Source organism: Dolichospermum sp. LEGE 00246 (genome assembly GCF_015207865.1).
GTDB lineage: Bacteria > Cyanobacteriota > Cyanobacteriia > Cyanobacteriales > Nostocaceae > Dolichospermum > Dolichospermum heterosporum.
Genome location: NZ_JADEWA010000076.1, coordinates 1 through 16,309, shown reverse-complemented (window position 1 = coordinate 16,309; position 16,309 = coordinate 1). Strand labels below are relative to the sequence as shown.

15 protein-coding genes and 1 pseudogene are annotated in these 16,309 nt (G+C 40.3%); 8 read left to right on the top strand and 8 right to left on the bottom strand.

Features of this window, described 5'->3' with window-relative positions; genetic code table 11:
* Window positions 1-169: 169 nt before the first annotated feature.
* The 3 genes from IQ228_RS07995 to aroF all read left to right on the top strand — a co-directional run bounded on the left by IQ228_RS07995 (window position 170) and on the right by aroF (window position 1,927).
* Complete coding sequence (locus tag IQ228_RS07995) at window positions 170-439, top strand: type II toxin-antitoxin system Phd/YefM family antitoxin (protein WP_027404043.1); 270 nt, start codon at window positions 170-172, stop codon at window positions 437-439.
* The gene (locus IQ228_RS07990; protein WP_193962578.1) at window positions 426-707 is read left to right on the top strand and encodes a type II toxin-antitoxin system RelE/ParE family toxin; all 282 of its coding nucleotides are present in this window, start codon (window positions 426-428) and stop codon (window positions 705-707) included. Before IQ228_RS07995 ends, IQ228_RS07990 begins: the two co-directional genes overlap by 14 nt.
* A 179-nt stretch (window positions 708-886) precedes the next feature.
* A complete protein-coding gene (gene aroF / locus IQ228_RS07985; RefSeq protein WP_193962577.1) occupies window positions 887-1,927 on the top strand; it encodes a 3-deoxy-7-phosphoheptulonate synthase in 1,041 nt (346 codons plus the stop codon).
* A 60-nt stretch (window positions 1,928-1,987) separates the two neighbouring features.
* Here aroF and minE read toward each other — a convergent pair whose 3' ends face one another.
* The 5 genes and pseudogenes from minE to IQ228_RS07960 form a co-directional block, all read right to left on the bottom strand.
* Window positions 1,988-2,293, bottom strand: a complete 306-nt coding sequence (gene minE, locus IQ228_RS07980) for a cell division topological specificity factor MinE (RefSeq protein WP_193962576.1) — start codon at window positions 2,291-2,293, stop codon at window positions 1,988-1,990.
* Window positions 2,294-2,330: 37 nt separating this feature from the next.
* A complete protein-coding gene (gene minD, locus IQ228_RS07975) occupies window positions 2,331-3,137 on the bottom strand; it encodes a septum site-determining protein MinD (RefSeq protein WP_027404039.1) in 807 nt (268 codons plus the stop codon).
* 209 nt (window positions 3,138-3,346) lie between these two features.
* Window positions 3,347-4,528, bottom strand: a complete 1,182-nt coding sequence (gene minC, locus IQ228_RS07970) for a septum site-determining protein MinC (RefSeq protein ID WP_228043751.1) — start codon at window positions 4,526-4,528, stop codon at window positions 3,347-3,349.
* 291 nt (window positions 4,529-4,819) lie between these two features.
* Entirely contained in the window at window positions 4,820-6,148 is a 1,329-nt protein-coding gene (locus IQ228_RS07965; RefSeq protein WP_193962575.1) for a four-carbon acid sugar kinase family protein, read from the bottom strand.
* A 184-nt stretch (window positions 6,149-6,332) separates the two neighbouring features.
* Window positions 6,333-6,644, bottom strand: a pseudogene (locus tag IQ228_RS07960) (hypothetical protein); the annotation flags it as partial.
* Between the two features lie 1,161 nt (window positions 6,645-7,805).
* Between IQ228_RS07960 and ctpB the strand changes: the two are divergent.
* The gene (gene ctpB / locus IQ228_RS07955) at window positions 7,806-9,140 is read left to right on the top strand and encodes a carboxyl-terminal processing protease CtpB (RefSeq protein WP_027404035.1); all 1,335 of its coding nucleotides are present in this window, start codon (window positions 7,806-7,808) and stop codon (window positions 9,138-9,140) included.
* Between the two features lie 441 nt (window positions 9,141-9,581).
* Here ctpB and IQ228_RS07950 read toward each other — a convergent pair whose 3' ends face one another.
* Together IQ228_RS07950 and IQ228_RS07945 are read right to left on the bottom strand one after the other, a co-directional pair.
* A complete protein-coding gene (locus IQ228_RS07950) occupies window positions 9,582-10,448 on the bottom strand; it encodes a hypothetical protein (protein ID WP_027404034.1) in 867 nt (288 codons plus the stop codon).
* 47 nt (window positions 10,449-10,495) lie between these two features.
* Window positions 10,496-11,086 carry a DUF1517 domain-containing protein gene (locus IQ228_RS07945; RefSeq protein ID WP_027404033.1) on the bottom strand — a complete coding sequence of 197 codons (591 nt, stop codon included), beginning with the start codon at window positions 11,084-11,086 and terminating at the stop codon, window positions 10,496-10,498.
* A 185-nt stretch (window positions 11,087-11,271) separates the two neighbouring features.
* Between IQ228_RS07945 and IQ228_RS07940 the strand changes: the two genes are divergently transcribed.
* Entirely contained in the window at window positions 11,272-12,129 is an 858-nt protein-coding gene (locus IQ228_RS07940; RefSeq protein ID WP_027404032.1) for a prephenate/arogenate dehydrogenase, read from the top strand.
* Window positions 12,130-12,206: 77 nt separating this feature from the next.
* Here IQ228_RS07940 and ychF read toward each other — a convergent pair whose 3' ends face one another.
* The gene (gene ychF / locus IQ228_RS07935; protein ID WP_027404031.1) at window positions 12,207-13,298 is read right to left on the bottom strand and encodes a redox-regulated ATPase YchF; all 1,092 of its coding nucleotides are present in this window, start codon (window positions 13,296-13,298) and stop codon (window positions 12,207-12,209) included.
* A gap of 335 nt (window positions 13,299-13,633) precedes the next feature.
* Between ychF and thrC the strand changes: the two genes are divergently transcribed.
* From thrC to IQ228_RS07920, 3 genes are all read left to right on the top strand, one after another.
* Window positions 13,634-14,938 carry a threonine synthase gene (gene thrC, locus IQ228_RS07930; protein WP_193962574.1) on the top strand — a complete coding sequence of 435 codons (1,305 nt, stop codon included), beginning with the start codon at window positions 13,634-13,636 and terminating at the stop codon, window positions 14,936-14,938.
* A 75-nt stretch (window positions 14,939-15,013) separates the two neighbouring features.
* Window positions 15,014-15,289: a MoaD/ThiS family protein gene (locus tag IQ228_RS07925; RefSeq protein WP_027404029.1), complete on the top strand. Its 276-nt coding sequence runs from the start codon at window positions 15,014-15,016 to the stop codon at window positions 15,287-15,289.
* Window positions 15,290-15,521: 232 nt separating this feature from the next.
* Window positions 15,522-16,007: a DUF2996 domain-containing protein gene (locus IQ228_RS07920; protein WP_027404028.1), complete on the top strand. Its 486-nt coding sequence runs from the start codon at window positions 15,522-15,524 to the stop codon at window positions 16,005-16,007.
* Window positions 16,008-16,309: the final 302 nt, after the last annotated feature.

Below are 16,309 nucleotides of genomic sequence, written 5' to 3'. Positions count from 1 at the left end.
GCCCCCAACCCCCTCCAGTATCAAAAGCTTATCCTTTTCTTCCCCCCGCTGCGGGGGGATTTAGGGGGGTGCGATGAGGGGGCTAGGATGTACCTTATATTATATGATTGGAAATCGCTGTAAAATATTTATGCTAGAATATAGTCAAAATGTCTAAAATAGTCATAGTATGCAAACCTATAGTCTTACAGATGCGCGAAATAAACATGGTGAGGTTTTTGACAAAGCTGCTATAGAACCAGTATTACTAACTAAACAATCACGTCCTAGTCATGTCATTATTTCCGCAGATAGCTACCAAAAATTAATTAATAGATTGCAAGAATTAGAAGATATGCAGTTAGTTCAAAATGCTGAAACTGCTTTGAGTCATTCAAAAATGGTGGGTACAGAGGCTTTTACATCTGCACTGGAGCATTTTGCTAATGGCGCGGCTTGATGGTTTAGCAACTGTTCTGGATTTTCTCAATGGTTTACAACCTAAAATAGCAGCGCAAATAGCAAAAAAGGTTTTGGCTTTGAATGTTGAACCTTTACCAAATGATAGTGAACAACTATCTGGTTATCAGGGTTTTTATCGAGTAGATAGTGGTGAATATCGAATTGTTTATAAATACTTTCCAGATCAAGATTTAGTAGAAGTAATTTTAGTTGGTAAGCGCAATAATGATGATGTTTACAAAAGATTAAAACGGTTATTAGGATAAACTGGTTCTTCTACTAATTCAAACAACAAACTAGGAAATTGTTTGAACTTTTCTAGTAAAATTCAGCACAAACTACTGTCTATTTAGGAAAAAGTACCTGACGCTACATTTTTTTTCATAAGTTTTTCTTGTTAATCTAAAGTTAGTTAATCAAAATTTACTTAGAAAGGAACTCATAAATGATTATCGTCATGAAGGTTGGTTCCCCCCAGGAAGAAATAAATCGCATTACTACAGAATTATCTAGCTGGGGACTAACACCCGAAAAAATTATTGGTCAACATAAGGTGGTCATTGCTTTAGTTGGGGAAACGGCTGATTTAGACCCCCCCCGCATTCAAGAATTGAGTCAATGGATTGAACAAGTATTACGAGTGGAAGTACCCTATAAACGAGCCAGTCGTCAGTTCCGTCACGGACAAGGCTCTGAGGTGGTGGTGAATACTCCTCAAGGTGATGTGGTGTTTGGTGAACATCATCCTTTGGTAGTTGTCGCTGGACCATGTTCTGTGGAAAATGAAGAGATGATTGTAGAAACGGCACTGCGGGTAAAAGCGGCAGGAGCGAAGTTTTTACGCGGTGGGGCATATAAACCCCGCACGTCACCTTATGCTTTTCAAGGTCATGGTGAAAGTGCTTTGGAATTGTTAGCTACAGCCCGGAAAGTCAGCGGGTTGGGGATTATCACCGAAGTAATGGATACGGAAGATTTGGAGAAAATTGGCGAAGTTGCCGATGTGATTCAGGTGGGGGCGAGAAATATGCAGAATTTCTCCATGCTGAAGAAAGTGGGAGCGCAACCCAAACCAGTGCTGTTAAAACGCGGTATGGCTGCCACTATTGAAGATTGGTTAATGGCGGCTGAGTATATTTTAGCGGCGGGCAATGCCAATGTAATTTTGTGTGAACGGGGAATTAGAACTTTTGACCGTCAGCATACTCGCAATACCCTGGATTTATCGGTTGTACCAGTATTGCGAAAATTGACCCATTTACCGATTATGATTGATCCTAGTCATGGTGTGGGTTGGTCTGAGTTTGTCCCTGCTATGGCTATGGCGGCGATCACAGCAGGTACGGATTCGTTAATGATAGAAGTACATCCCAATCCAGCTAAAGCCTTATCGGATGGACCCCAATCTTTAACCCCAGACCTGTTTGATAAATTAATGTCAGAATTGGCGGTGATTGGTCAAGTCATGGGAAGGTGGTCAAATTAATGCCGCCATTCGCTTTTTAAGGTCCAATCCCAGACAATTCAGGGCGCAGACCCTGCGCCCCTACAGTAAGATGTCACTACTTTCTAGAACCGTTTCATCTAGGCTTTCTCTAATCCTACGGATTGGTAAATTAGCAATTAAAGCTGTTGTCCGTTGGCTGCTTTCTAGGCAAAACTCTAAACCGTCTGTTTCTATTTCGACATAGCGACAAACGATTTCCAGGATTTCCCGACGCATTTTTTCTAAAGTTTGGGGGTCTAAGTCCGCACGGTCATGGGATATTACCACTTGCAAACGACGTTTAACGTCATCGCGGCTGTTATCGGGACTACGAACAAAAAATTTTTCTAAAATTTCAAGAATCATTGCGGGTATGTGTAAGGCAGAAACACTGGCAAGTAAATTAAACAATCTTTGACCACAACATCTTTCTCAACCGAGAGAAGATGTTGTTATTAGATGAGTCAAGCTCCAGAAATTCGACAGTTTCCCCTTCCAATCTCCGAGCAATATTCTCAAAAGCGGTGGCAGCTAAAGAGGAAGTGTCTGATAATACTAAAGGTTCGCCACGATTGGTAGAAACAATCACCCGCTCATCATCGGGGATGATTCCAATTATGGGGATGGCGAGAAGTTCCTGAACATCTTCTACAGACATCATATCATTTGCCTGTACCATTGCCGGTCTAATCCTGTTAACTATTAAGTTAATTTTTTTGACACCTTGGGCTTCGAGTAATCCCACTACCCTGTCAGCATCACGGACGGCAGAAATTTCGGGAGTGGTAACAATTAGGGCTTCTTTAGCGGGTGCAGTCGCATTTTTAAACCCCATTTCAATTCCTGCGGGGCAGTCAATCATCACATACTGGTACTTTTGCGCTAAAGCATTTACCAGTAACTTCATTTGGTCGGGTGTAACGGATTCTTTGTTGCGATGTTGGGTAGCTGGGAGAAGTACCAAATTAGGTTGTCGCTTATCTCTAACTAAAGCTTGTTCTAAACGACACTCCCTTGCCAAGACCTCTACTGCTGTATAAACAATACGATTTTCTAGTCCTAGAAGTAAATCTAAATTTCTCAGCCCAAAATCTGCATCAATTAAGGCTACTTGTTTGCCTCTTTTGGCTAAAGCCATCCCTAAATTAGCTGAAACTGTGGTTTTACCGACTCCCCCTTTACCGGAGGTAATGACAATAATGCGAGTCATGATAATGCTTTATGAAAGTTCAGGGAACAACAATAAAATATTTTTATTGCTATTGATTGATTCTAATTTAGTAACCTAACAAAAATTAATTACATATCCAGTATATTGCAGGTAAATGAGGTACAAATATTAATTATCAAACCTTGCCCCGAAAGGGTTTTACTGCTGACTGTTAAAAACTGCCGTAGATTCTTAACTGAGCAAGAATCTTAGATCAGATTTTGTGTAATTAATTGCATTCGACTACTTAATTGACTGCGGGAAAAATCATCGGCTTTAACAATGCGAATTCCTTCAGGTGTAATATGTGCAACTTCAGGAAAGAAGCCGGTGAGGGTTTTTTCTGGGGATCTAGCAACAGCATCAGCTATTCGCAATTGGGTTGCTTCCATTTGCAAAGCCATGATCAGAGATTCCCGATTCCCACCGGCACCAGCATGGGCAACTCCCCGCAATCGTCCCCAAATGAGAATATCCCCATCGGCAATAACGATACCACTAGGATTGATATCTCCCAAGATGATTACCGTACCGGGATGACGAATTTCCACACCTGATCTGACCGTCATTTGCAGATAGAGGGCATCTGCTAGGGCGCTGGGAGTCGGTTGAATATCCGAGGTGAGGGATGTTTGGAGTTGGATTTGTTCTACGGAATAACCCAGGGTACAAGCGGCGATCGCAGTTTGCCTTCGACTGGTAGCTACAGATTTTAGTTGAATTTGGTATGTATTTAAAGTTTCTGCCAAATCTTGCAATTGTCTGTTATCTAACAATCTATCTTTGGCTACTAGATGCAGGAATGTATTTGGTTTCCGTAAGCGATCGCCCGCATTGAGACGCTGTTTCATTTGTTGCCAAATTTCCCCCCAATTAAATTCTGATGCCGGTACTTGCAACTCGGTGGGCAAAATTAATAATAGTCGCTCTCCTTCAGTTTTTAACTGAACTTGAATATTATGATCTACCTTTTGTTCTATTAATTCTAAATCAGGATTTGGTAAATTAGCTAAAATAGCACCAGCCCCCCCCCCATTAGGAATATTAAATTCTGGATTTTCAGCAGCAGAATTACCCTTTAAATAAGCAATTACAGAATTTAACTCTGAATTAGTAGGGATAATGGGACCAGATTCTACTTGATAATCATCAAAATCTGTATTTACCTTGCCAGAGTTAGAATTATTTACCTCTTGATCAACTTGATAAAAAACCGATTCTGATTTAAGAAATTCAGAATTTATTTCATCAGGTTTAGCAGAATCAGCAACATCTACATTGTCTGGGACAGAATGGGAATTATTTACCTTTTTATCAACCTGATGAAAAATTGATTCTGACTTAGGAAATTCAGAATTTATTTCATCAGGTTTAGCAGAATCAGAATTCATGCAGCACTAGCCAAAATACACTAAAATTTGAGATTTTCATAAAAGATTGAGAATGGGTAATGGGTAATTAATTGGTAATTGGTAAGACTCCATTGGTGTCAACTTAAGTTAAAAATGGCTTATCTGTTGGCTTCCACACCCGCCCGGAAATTCATTTCCGGGCTAACAGCGAAAGTAAACTAAAGTTTACTCAAAAATTTCCGGGTTATTTAGTCATCTTCAGATGACTTCTGCTATTAGACTGGGAATTCATTCCCAGGCGGGATCTTGCCTCTTGCCTTTCCCTATTCCCTATTCCCTATTCCCTATCAATCTTTGATAAACTAATCCTAAAGCATCAGTATTACCGACATTACCGGGAAACAACACCACTGGCAAATTAGGAAACAGGGGATGATCAGATGGGGTAATTACCATTGAACAACCTGCTAAAATTTGACCAAGTAATCGGGCTGAAGTTAAAGCCAGTCCCGTACTCAAGACATCGTTAGAAGTAATACCCCCCTTACTGATTAGGAATCCTAGATCAGATGGTAAACCCTGGACAATATCCATAAGTAAAGCTGAAACTGTATTGCCAAAATCTAATCTAGTTTTGACATCTTTAAAAGCCAATTCCTGACGGCTAGTATAAACTACTGGCGTTTTACCAGCACCATGTACTACTTTGACATTTTCGATAATCTCGATTAGCAGTTTAGCAGATTCATTTACCCCATTCTCAAGTAATCTGCCCACATTCACTTCTATACCTACCGTCCCCTCAACTTGTAATAATGATTCTAACTGTTGAGTTGTCTTTTTAACGTGAGAACCAACAATAATTACACCGGGTTTACCACCGCGCACATATTTTGCCATATTTTCAGCAGCAATGGGTTGGGGTGGCAAGGCAGCCAAAGCTGTTAAAATACTAGCAGCAGAACGGAATAAAAAGCGTTTTCCCCGACTTGCGGCTGTTAATACATCTACCGCAAAGGTATTCAGATCCTCTTGATTTTCCCCGTCTACAACAGCACACTGATTATTCTCAAGTTGTAACAAACTTTCTAAACTACCAGCACGGATATCTGCGAGTAAAAATCTAGTAACATTATCTTCTTTAATCCGCCCCTTAGTTTTTTCTTCTACATATTTAGGTAGATAGCTGTAATTATACCCAAAAACAGAATCACGGGCAAATTCTGTTTCATGTACAGGAGTGGGAACATCATCAATAATTAGATAATGAATACTGTCGCGGGTAATTCTTCCCCCTTCAAAAAATGCTGGTACAAGAAAATGAGCATCAAAGGGACCGAGTTCTTCGGAAATCACATCAGTTTCTATGGGATAATGTCCCCGTAAGGTAGAGTCAGAACGACTAACTACAAGAAAATCGGCGATTTTTTCCGCTGCTAAGGCAAGTTTCAGGTTATGACAAACTTCTCTAGTGACAGATGCGGCTGCTTCCGGGGTGAGGGAACGAGTATTTGTTAAAATAAAGAAAATGGGAGCATCATCTTTTAGTCCTAAACGTAAGGTTTCTACATCCCAACGCATTAAGAGTAAACAACTATGGACGGTTTGTGAACCAGTGGGATCATCATCAAGGACAATTATTTTAGGTTGGTTATTCATAAATATGTGAATCGTGGTATATATTCGACATCTAAAATTTGATCAATTGTGTAATGGCAAATTGGAGGAAAGCAATTTAAACCACTTTTCTTCTTTGCTTGTCGGGCTGCCGTATCAAATGTTTTACCTCTCCCTAGCCCTCCCCTTTATAAGGGGAGGGAACTGGATTTTTATTGTTACCCCCCTAAGGGTAAAGGGGGGTAACAATGTGATGAAAATTACGGGATACCACTTTTAAAACATCCTCTAAGGCAATCTGCAATGATTGATTAGGAAGTTGAGCATATTCACTAGCTTGACTACTAACTTGTAAGGGTTGCAGATTAGCTAAATTATTTACCACTAAATCTTGGTTATTAGCAAGCAGTCTTTTATTATCGCGCAAAATCCGTTCACTTATCAAAGCGCGGACTAAATCTTCTCAAATTAGTTGTAGTGCAGATATTACCTGTTCTCTGTCGCTAATGTTACTTTTGGTGTTACCGGAGTTAGTTAAGTAGGTGAACACAATAAAACCAAACTGTGTAAAGAAACGTAAAATCGCTGAAAACTTCTTTACTTTTACCTCTTGCCTTGCTATAACGACAATTTTCAACGCCAACCTACTTAAGGGACTTCCAATTAAAAAAATACCCAAAAATTTCTTGTGGTGCGGGACGAATTGCCCGCTAATCATCAAGGACGGGCAGGATGCCCATCCCACAAAATTGGGTAATTTATTTTTTGGTGTTCCCTAAGAGGACGGTTGAAAAGTTTTGGCTCTTGCGTCTCTTTTATGGTGATTGAGGATTGATGATAACAAAACCCTTACGGGACAAGGGTTATAAACAATTATTTCCATATTTTCAATGAAATGCCTACACAATAAGGCTTTCAATGATTTTGAACCAGGGTTTCCATAAAAATAACCGAAGAACCAATATTCTCTTTTACAAGGGGATTGGTAGAACCGAATATTCTTAGTTAAGACTTTGAGAACTTTGACTTTATTGGTTCTAACTTCATTGATTTCAAATGTATCACCAAAGGTTAAACTAAACAAACTTTACCTAAAATATGCTATGCTAAAAACTCTATAAGCTACTGTTTGCCCAGGGTTGCCCAGAACTGACAGCGTAGCGTGGCGTAAGCCATAGTTCAGGGCTAATAACTCAAGTCCGTTTTAACGGACTATAAACCTCATGAGTCTCAAAACCCCTTGAGTATGGCACTGAGGATTAAAATAACACCATTATTTATGAATGATTAGTCTGAAAATTCAAAATTTTTGTAACAATTGCCACAATTCCTTAAATCTGCCCTGAAAATGAATTAATCAAGTTGATAGTACATTTATCAAGCATAAATAGTTAATAAAACTTTAACTATCTATTGAGGCAAATCACAGCTACTCAGCGAAGAAAGTGCTATGGTGAAGGGAAATAATTGGGCATTTACAAATTACGCTCACCTAAGTGTTACATACTTAGGTTATTTTGTAAAAAACTGATCAACTCGAACCGTATTTGTTAACCGACAAATAAAATATCTAACTCATCATTAACAAAAAACCAAAAGGTAGATGAATTATCAAGGTTATTAGGATAAAAAAACTAGCAAACATCAGAAAATTCTGATTGATAAACTGTCAAAAACACAACTATTTCAGCTAATATACATGAACCAATCTGCGAAACGTTACTCACCGCTCCAAGCTGCCCTGATTGGTGGAGCGATCGCCACAACTGCTACTATATCTGTATTCGGTCAAGCTTGGACACGCTGCGTTCATGCTGCTTTACAAGATAGTCCGAAAGCATTAGTTGACCAAGTTTGGCAGTTGGTGAATCGTGAATATGTTGATGGAAAATTTAACCAACAAGATTGGCAAGCGGTCCGGCAAAGTCTATTAAGTAAAGACTATACTTCCAAAGACGAGGCTTATGTGGCAATCCGCGAAGCTTTACAAAAGCTAGGTGATCCCTATACCCGGTTTATGAACCCCAAACAATATGAATCCCTGACAAACCAAACATCTGGGGAAGTTTCCGGGATTGGGATTCGGATGCAAGTTAACGAAAAAACCAAACGCCTCACGGTTATAGAAGCCATAGAAAACTCTCCAGCCCTCAAAGCTGGACTGAAATCAGGCGATGAGATTTTGGCAATAGATGGCAAATCTACCCTAAAAATGACAGTAGAAGATGCCTCAAAATTGATTCGTGGTCAAATAGGTACTTCTGTCAGCTTAGATTTAGAAAGACCAAATAACAAATTTAACGTTAAATTAACAAGGGCAACTATAGAAGTTCCCACAGTCCGGTATACCCTCAAACAAGAATCTGGTCGCCGAGTAGGATATATTCGGTTACAAGAATTTAGCTCCCATGCGGCGGATCAAATGCGGGTAGCCATTCGCACTTTAAACAACCAAAAAGTTGATTCCTACGTTTTAGATTTGCGAGGTAATCCTGGTGGTTTATTAAATGCGAGTATAGAAATCGCCCGGATGTGGCTAGATGATGGTCATATCGTCAAAACCGTAGACCGCAAAGGATCAAGCTCTCAAACAAAAGCCAATCAGACAGCAATTACCAAGCTACCTTTGGCAATTTTAGTTGACGGTAATTCCGCTAGTGCTAGTGAAATCCTCACTGGCGCACTCAAAGATAATAAACGGGCTGTAGTTGTTGGTAGTCAAACCTTCGGTAAGGCTTTGGTACAGTCAGTCCACGAACTAGGAGATGGTTCAGGTTTAGCTGTGACTATTGCCCATTACTATACACCAAATGGTACAGATATCAATCATAAAGGGATTGCCCCGGATATCAAGCTGGACTTGACTCAAACTCAAGAACGCCAATTAGCTTCTAATCCGAATTTAATTGGTACAAATAGCGATCCCCAATATAGCCGTGCTATTGCTGTTCTTTCTAATGGCAAATTAGCACAATCAGTGACAAATCAAAATCCTCAGTCTATTAGTGTCAGTGCTAAAGACTTGAAGTTTTAGCTTAAACAGTAAGTAGGTTGGCGTTGAAAATTGTCGTTATGGCAAGGCAAGAGGCAAGAGGCAAGAGGCAAGAGTGAAGAGGGTTTGGGCGATTTTACGTTTCTTTACACAGTTTGGTTTTATTGTGTTCACCTACTTAGAAGTTTTCATCTATTTGAACCACAATTATCAGACCTAACCCCCAGCCCCTTCCCTACAAAGGAAGGAGGGTCAATCAAAACCTCTCTCCTTGCAGGAGAGAGGTCGTTTTGTGGTCTATTGACCTGAAAATAAGTAATTGGACAAAAATATTTACAGTCATTGCGAGGGAAGGGAAGCAATCACAACCATTGGAATTGCTTCATTTCACTTCGTTCCATATAGCTAACGCCACGCTGCGCTAACGCAATGACATTGTGTAATTAATTCTGTCTCACTACTTAGCTGTAGTGAATCAATTCCCTATCTTCTTCTGCTACCGAAACCGGAAGAACGACGACTGGAAGAACGTCCACCACTACCAAAACTACTACCAGAACTGCGTCGGGTAGAGCTAGAGTTACCAGAAGGACGAAGGTTACTAGAACCAAACCCAGAACCAGAAGCTCGTCCATTGGTGGTGGTGCGGTTTGCGGTTCCTGAAGACGAATTTCTGCTGTTTCCTGTGGTGCGGAAAGCCGTGCGATTTCTCACTGCTGCGGGTGGTTCATTGTAGCGAGAACGGTAACTAGAAACAGCCGAGTCATAGTTAGAACCATAGCCACCGTAACCATTCATGATTCCACCGGGCTGATACACGGGGGGAACATAATACTGAGGTCTAAATAACATACTACTAATAGCTTGACCTGCAACATTACCAACTAAAGCTCCTGCAAAAGGGGCCCAAAAACTACTTTGCTGACGGACAATTACAGTTTCCGGTTGTCCGGTTTGGGGATTATTTCTGGTTTCGGTGACATTGTGGATATACTCAAGTTTGAAGTCTTCAGTCATGTATAAGATTGGCTGACTATTCTCTACTTTTAAGTAAGTTTTCTTACCTGCTTTGATTTCATCATCATTTAATCGTGCCATTTGCAGCTTTTCTGTGGCAAAGCTGGGGGGATTGTTATTGAGTAAAAACAAGGTATACTCACCATTGGCATCGTTGTATGTACCCTGTTGTACTTCATACTGACCATCATTTAACTTGGTGGGAGTAGCGGTTTGGCTAACGTTCTTACTTGAGGAATTAGTGCCGTTTCCTCCTCCACAAGCGACAGTTGTTAAGCACAAGGTCAAGGCTAAACAAACAATCGTAAATTTACGTAGTATGCTGATCATCATCGTGTTTATGTTTGTTTTCGGGTACTCATTACAGACTAACGAATCATTTACAGAGGAATCAATTCTGGATAATATTCCAATAATTGGTCGCTGGAAAGTTCATCACCTAATTGGGCTGGGGAAAAATGCACTTGGATAGCGTGGAGGTTATGTTTGTAGTGTAGATTAATTAGAGCTTTTAGGGCTTCTTTCAAAGCTGGAATGTTACCCAAATCGGTTTCTAACTCTGGAACTTCCCCTGTATAAGCAACTGTAATCATGACAACGATGTTACGGGTGACGGGAAGTGATAAAGGCTGATTTGAGGAAGTTGAATTCAAATCCAGATTAGCTCCATATCTTTGGGCTGAGTCTGTGAATAATTCATTGATATAATCTCCTGCTTCCCCTTCATTCCAAAAGACATCACCTTCATTGGCCGCAGAGAACCAATAGTCATCATATTGGAGGAAAGTTTGGCATAGTTCCACCAGTTGTTCTCCTAAAACTTCTAGCTCACCGTCAGCATTAATCGCTGCGCTGGCGGCACGATTGAGAGTGCCTAAGATTGGTGCTACTTCATCTCCCTTTAAATGCAAAAACAACCGACAGACAATATAGCGAGTTCTGCCTATCATCCGATTAAATGTATCACGCATTTTTGTCTCCTGTAATTTCAGTAAATGTTGACAACTGCATATTAACCAATGCAGTAAAATTCTTTGATAAAATCTGCAATCACGGAAAAATCAGGTATGATGTCTACCCTGGTATTGCCAACTTTGAGAGTTGGAGTTGGTAAAGTATCGAGAGAATAAGTAAAAATTAAATTTTCAAAATGACGATGAAAATTGGTATTGTAGGACTGGGACTCATTGGTGGTTGTTTAGGTTTCGATTTACGATCGCAAGGACATTATATTTTAGGTGTCAGCCGTCGTGAATCAACCTGTGAGAAAGCAATTAAACTTGGTAGTGTTGATCAAGCGTCGGTGGACTTGAGCTTGTTGGCATCAGCAGACGTTGTATTTATTTGTACCCCTATAGGACTGATAGTCCCCCAAGTGAAAGAATTAATAACTCATTTACCAAAGACCACTATTATCACTGATGTTGGTTCAGTTAAAACACCCATAGTGGAAACGATTTCTCCTTTATGGGAAAATTTTGTTGGTGGTCATCCCATGGCGGGAAAAACTGATGTTGGTATAGAAGCAGCACAGCGAAATTTGTTTGTCAATCGTCCTTATGTATTAACGCCGATGGAGACAACACCTGGTGATGCTGTGATAATTGTAGAAGAAATTGTGCGATCGCTCGGTTCTATTATCTACCATTGCCAACCAGAACAACATGACCGGGCTGTGAGTTGGATTTCTCATTTACCTGTAATGGTGAGTGCCTCTTTGATAGCAGCTTGTTTAAGTGAGAAAGATCCAGAAATTGCTACATTAGCCCAAAATTTTGCTAGTTCAGGGTTTCGAGATACAAGTAGGGTTGGGGGAGGAAATCCCGAATTAGGAGTCATGATGGCGCAATATAATCGCCAAGCATTATTACATTCTCTTCATCAATACCGCGAAAATTTAGACGAATTTATTCATATAATTGAGCAGGAAAAATGGGAATTGTTAGAGGAAAAGTTTAAATTCAATCAGCAAGCGCGTCCTGATTTTGTTGGAGTCAGGAATCAGGAGGAATGATCCAGAACTTGAAAAAGTGCTTGGTTTGAAATATAAATGAGGGCGCAAGCCCTGCGCCCCTACGGCTTTATTGCGATTTACACATTAAATCGGAATAATAGTACATCACCTTCTTGGACAATATACTCTTTTCCTTCACTTCTGACTAAGCCTTTTTCTTTGGCTGCACTCATTGAACCATGAGTTACTAAATCATGATAAGCTACAGTTTCTGCCCGAATAAATCCCCGTTCAAAATCAGAGTGAATGACTCCTGCGGCTTGAGGTGCAGACATCCCGGCATTGATTGTCCAAGCACGGGTTTCTTTCGGTCCACAGGTGAAATAAGTCCGCAAACCTAGAAGGGTGTAAGTTGCCCGAATTAAGGATTTTAAACCACCTTCTTTCACACCTAAAGATTCCAGAAAGTCAGCTTTATCGGCTTCTGGTAATTCGACCAATTCCGCTTCTACTTGGGCAGAAACTATGACAACTTGGGCATTTTCAACCGCCGCAACTGCTCGCACTTTTTCGACAAAATCATTACCTGTAGCTAAGTCTTCTTCAGAAACATTAGCAGCGTAGATAATAGGTTTATTGGTAAGTAATCCTAATCCCTTAATAATTTCCGATTCTTCGGCATTTAAACCAACTTGACGAACAGATTTACCCTCATTTAAAGCGACAGCTAATTTTTCCAGAATTTCTATTTCCGATTGGGCATCCTTGCTGGTACGGGCAAGTTTACGAGTTCTTTCAATACGTTTTTCAATTTGGAATAAGTCCGATAAACCAAGTTCTAAATTAATGATTTCAATATCTCGCACTGGGTCAACAGAACCGGCTACGTGAATGATATCATCGTTTTCAAAACAACGCACAACATGAACGATCGCATCAACTTCCCGAATGTGGGATAAAAATTGATTACCCAGTCCTTCTCCTTGACTTGCACCTTTAACTAAACCGGCAATGTCAACAAATTCAACACGGGCAGGTATAGTTTGCACTGAGGTGGCAATTTTGGCGAGAACGTCTAACCGGTCATCGGGGACTGAGACCATACCAACATTCGGTTCAATGGTGCAAAATGGGAAGTTAGCGGCTTCAGCTTTAGCGTTAGCGACTACAGCGTTAAATAGGGTTGATTTTCCGACGTTGGGAAGTCCGACAATTCCGGCTCTTAGCATTGCAAATTTTAGATTTTGGTTTCAAGTATAAGGATAATTCAAACAGGAGGATGGTTGGAGTTAATTCACAAAAAGACTTTCATCCTTCCTACATTTGGCAGGTATTTTGGGAATTTTGGGAATTATCCATAACCCAATGATACCAAGGTTTTTAGACAATGACATTGGTTTTATTGTGTTCACCTACTTAACGGAAAATTAACCATAGATATACAAAATTGCCTTAGTCCTTGTTTTTATTAAACCCGACAAAAATAGTCGGGTATGTTTGACGTGGATTTTGCCTCGTGTTAGTATCATTCCAAAGTTGACGGATACCCAGGGAAAGCAAGATTATGACTCAGGCGATTACAAACCTCAACCAAGCGAACACTTCTATCCTCAAGGCTTTGAAGTGTAAAGAGTGTGGAGCGGAATACGAACTCAAAGCTACTCATGTATGTGAGTTGTGTTTTGGACCGCTGGAAGTCAAATATGATTACAATGTTCTCAAGAGCTTAGTTAGTCGAGAAACTATTGAAGCCGGTCCCAATTCGATTTGGCGCTACCGTCACTTTTTGCCCGTTGCTACAGATAATTTTATAGATGTAGGCACAGGGATGACTCCATTGGTGCGTTCCCACCGTCTGGCTCGTCGCCTGGGTTTAAATAAACTTTATATTAAAAATGATGCCGTGAATATGCCCACCCTGAGCTTTAAGGATCGGGTGGTGTCAGTGGCACTAAGTAGGGCGAGAGAATTAGGTTTTACGACTGTTTCTTGTGCTAGTACAGGTAATTTAGCAAATTCTACCGCGGCGATCGCTGCTTATGCCGGTTTAGATTGCTGTGTATTTATTCCTTCTGACCTAGAAGCTGGTAAAGTTATCGGCAGCTTGATTTATAGTCCAACTCTAATGGCTGTTAAAGGCAACTATGATCAAGTTAATCGTCTTTGTTCAGAAGTTGCCAATACTCATGGTTGGGGTTTTGTGAATATTAACTTGCGTCCCTACTATTCCGAAGGTTCTAAGACATTAGGTTTTGAAGTTGCAGAACAACTAGGTTGGGAATTACCAGATCATATTGTTGCACCTTTGGCTTCTGGTTCTCTGTTCACCAAAATCTATAAGGGTTTCCAAGAATTTGTAGAAGTTGGTTTAGTAGAAGCCAAAGATGTCCGTTTCAGTGGTGCTCAAGCAGAAGGTTGTTCTCCCATTGCAACAGCCTTTAAAGAAGGTAGAGACTTCATTCAACCAGTTAAACCTAACACAATTGCCAAATCAATTGCGATCGGCAACCCCGCAGACGGTGTATATGCTGTAGAAATCGCTCAAAAAACCAATGGTAATATTGAATCAGTTAATGATGCCGAAATTATCGAAGGTATTAAACTCTTAGCAGAAACCGAAGGCATTTTTACCGAAACCGCAGGTGGTACAACCGTTGCTGTTCTCAAAAAATTAGTTGAAGCTGGTAAAATTGATCCAGATGAAACTACAGTTGTTTATATCACTGGTAATGGTTTGAAAACCCAGGAAGCTATTCAAGGCTATATTGGCGAACCTTTGACAATTGATGCCAAACTAGATAGTTTTGAACGGGCGTTAGAAAGATCCCGCACCCTTGATCGTTTAGAATGGCAACAAGTTCTAGTTTAGAAGTTATGGCGGTTATAAACCGCCAATTTAACGCAATTCCTACCCACCAATTCACTAAAAATTAACGTTTAAACAATGGCTGTAAAAGTTTTAATTCCCACTGCTTTGCAAAAGTTTACAAACGAACAAGCTGCTTTAGAATGTAGTGCTAGTAATATTTCTGGATTATTAGATTCTTTAGAAGTAAGCTGTCCTGGTATCAAATCGCGTTTGTGTGATGAAGCAGGAAATCTCAGACGGTTTTTGAATTTCTATGTCAACAGCGAAGATATCCGCTTTTTAGAAGGGGCAGAAACGGTCCTCAAAGATGGAGATGAAGTGAGTATTGTTCCCGCTGTTGCAGGTGGTTGAAATATTTATTGGGGTTTAGGGTATGGGGTTTTGAAAGTCCCAAATTACCCATTACCCAATCTTATGGTTCTTTTAAGGAAAATGCTATTTGCGAGCGATCGTCAATTACCATAGCATTAACCATTACCAATCTAAAATAGATAGAAAGTATCAGATAATCGTTATATATAAATAGTTGTGGCTATGCTCTGGTATGTCAAAATGGAAATAACTGACTACCCCAAAATGAGCAATGGCAGAAGAAACTAATCAAAATCAAGCGGGTGATGTGGGTTCTAATCCTGCTACAACCGCCCCAGAAAAGCCCTCCGCAGACGCGAAAGCCGCCAAAAAGGAAAAGCCCCCAGCGTTGGAAGATAAGCCTTTTGAAGAGTTTATGCAGCAACATTACCTACCAGCGTTACAACAGGCAATTACTAAAGAAGGTGTACCAGATGTGAAGCTGACTTTTGCCAAGCAGAAGTATTCTATTATTGGTTTTAATTCAGCAGAAGAATGTTGGCAAGTTATCGGTTCTTGGCAAGGGGGACAACGCCAGTTTAACGTATATTTCCCTGAAGCCAATATTCAAGGTAAAAAGGGATTTTCCTGTCATGAAGGGAAAAAACCAAGTACCTTGGAATCGTTTTTAATTGATGAGCGTAAAATTACCCTAGATTTATTGGTATCTCGGTTAGTGTATCGCTTAAATGGACAAAAGTGGCTAGGTAGAAATTAGAGTCAACCACCCATCACTTCCCTTCGGGTAAGTGAGGGCTTGTAAAAGCCTAGTTGGACTCAGTTCTTAACCGAACTACGTTAGAGGTAAGAGTTAAAGACCTACCAGGGGATGCGTAGCTAGTTCCCTGCTCTAGAACTTCAAAGTTAAACAGGCTTAAGGGTTAAACCAGTGCTTTTAAGATAGTTACCGACCTCTAACATTGTCGTTCGCGCCAGCGTGCCGGAGGCATCTAGCTAACATTACCCCAGAAATGGGAGGCTCTTCGGAGCAAAATATTATGTCCAAAGTATTTGTTTTAG

Bases quoted from the DNA above. Each gene is read 5' to 3' on its own strand.
- aroF (WP_193962577.1), top strand. From the start codon at position 887: ATGATTATCGTCATGAAGGTTGGTTCCCCCCAGGAAGAAATAAATCGC.
- minE (WP_193962576.1), bottom strand. From the start codon at position 2,293: ATGATTCTTGAAATTTTAGAAAAATTTTTTGTTCGTAGTCCCGATAAC.
- IQ228_RS07995 (WP_027404043.1), top strand. From the start codon at position 170: ATGCAAACCTATAGTCTTACAGATGCGCGAAATAAACATGGTGAGGTT.
- IQ228_RS07990 (WP_193962578.1), top strand. From the start codon at position 426: ATGGCGCGGCTTGATGGTTTAGCAACTGTTCTGGATTTTCTCAATGGT.
- IQ228_RS07945 (WP_027404033.1), bottom strand. From the start codon at position 11,086: ATGCGTGATACATTTAATCGGATGATAGGCAGAACTCGCTATATTGTC.
- thrC (WP_193962574.1), top strand. From the start codon at position 13,634: ATGACTCAGGCGATTACAAACCTCAACCAAGCGAACACTTCTATCCTC.
- IQ228_RS07920 (WP_027404028.1), top strand. From the start codon at position 15,522: ATGGCAGAAGAAACTAATCAAAATCAAGCGGGTGATGTGGGTTCTAAT.
- IQ228_RS07940 (WP_027404032.1), top strand. From the start codon at position 11,272: ATGAAAATTGGTATTGTAGGACTGGGACTCATTGGTGGTTGTTTAGGT.
- IQ228_RS07950 (WP_027404034.1), bottom strand. From the start codon at position 10,448: ATGATGATCAGCATACTACGTAAATTTACGATTGTTTGTTTAGCCTTG.
- minD (WP_027404039.1), bottom strand. From the start codon at position 3,137: ATGACTCGCATTATTGTCATTACCTCCGGTAAAGGGGGAGTCGGTAAA.
- minC (WP_228043751.1), bottom strand. From the start codon at position 4,528: ATGAATTCTGATTCTGCTAAACCTGATGAAATAAATTCTGAATTTCCT.
- IQ228_RS07925 (WP_027404029.1), top strand. From the start codon at position 15,014: ATGGCTGTAAAAGTTTTAATTCCCACTGCTTTGCAAAAGTTTACAAAC.
- ychF (WP_027404031.1), bottom strand. From the start codon at position 13,298: ATGCTAAGAGCCGGAATTGTCGGACTTCCCAACGTCGGAAAATCAACC.
- ctpB (WP_027404035.1), top strand. From the start codon at position 7,806: ATGAACCAATCTGCGAAACGTTACTCACCGCTCCAAGCTGCCCTGATT.
- IQ228_RS07965 (WP_193962575.1), bottom strand. From the start codon at position 6,148: ATGAATAACCAACCTAAAATAATTGTCCTTGATGATGATCCCACTGGT.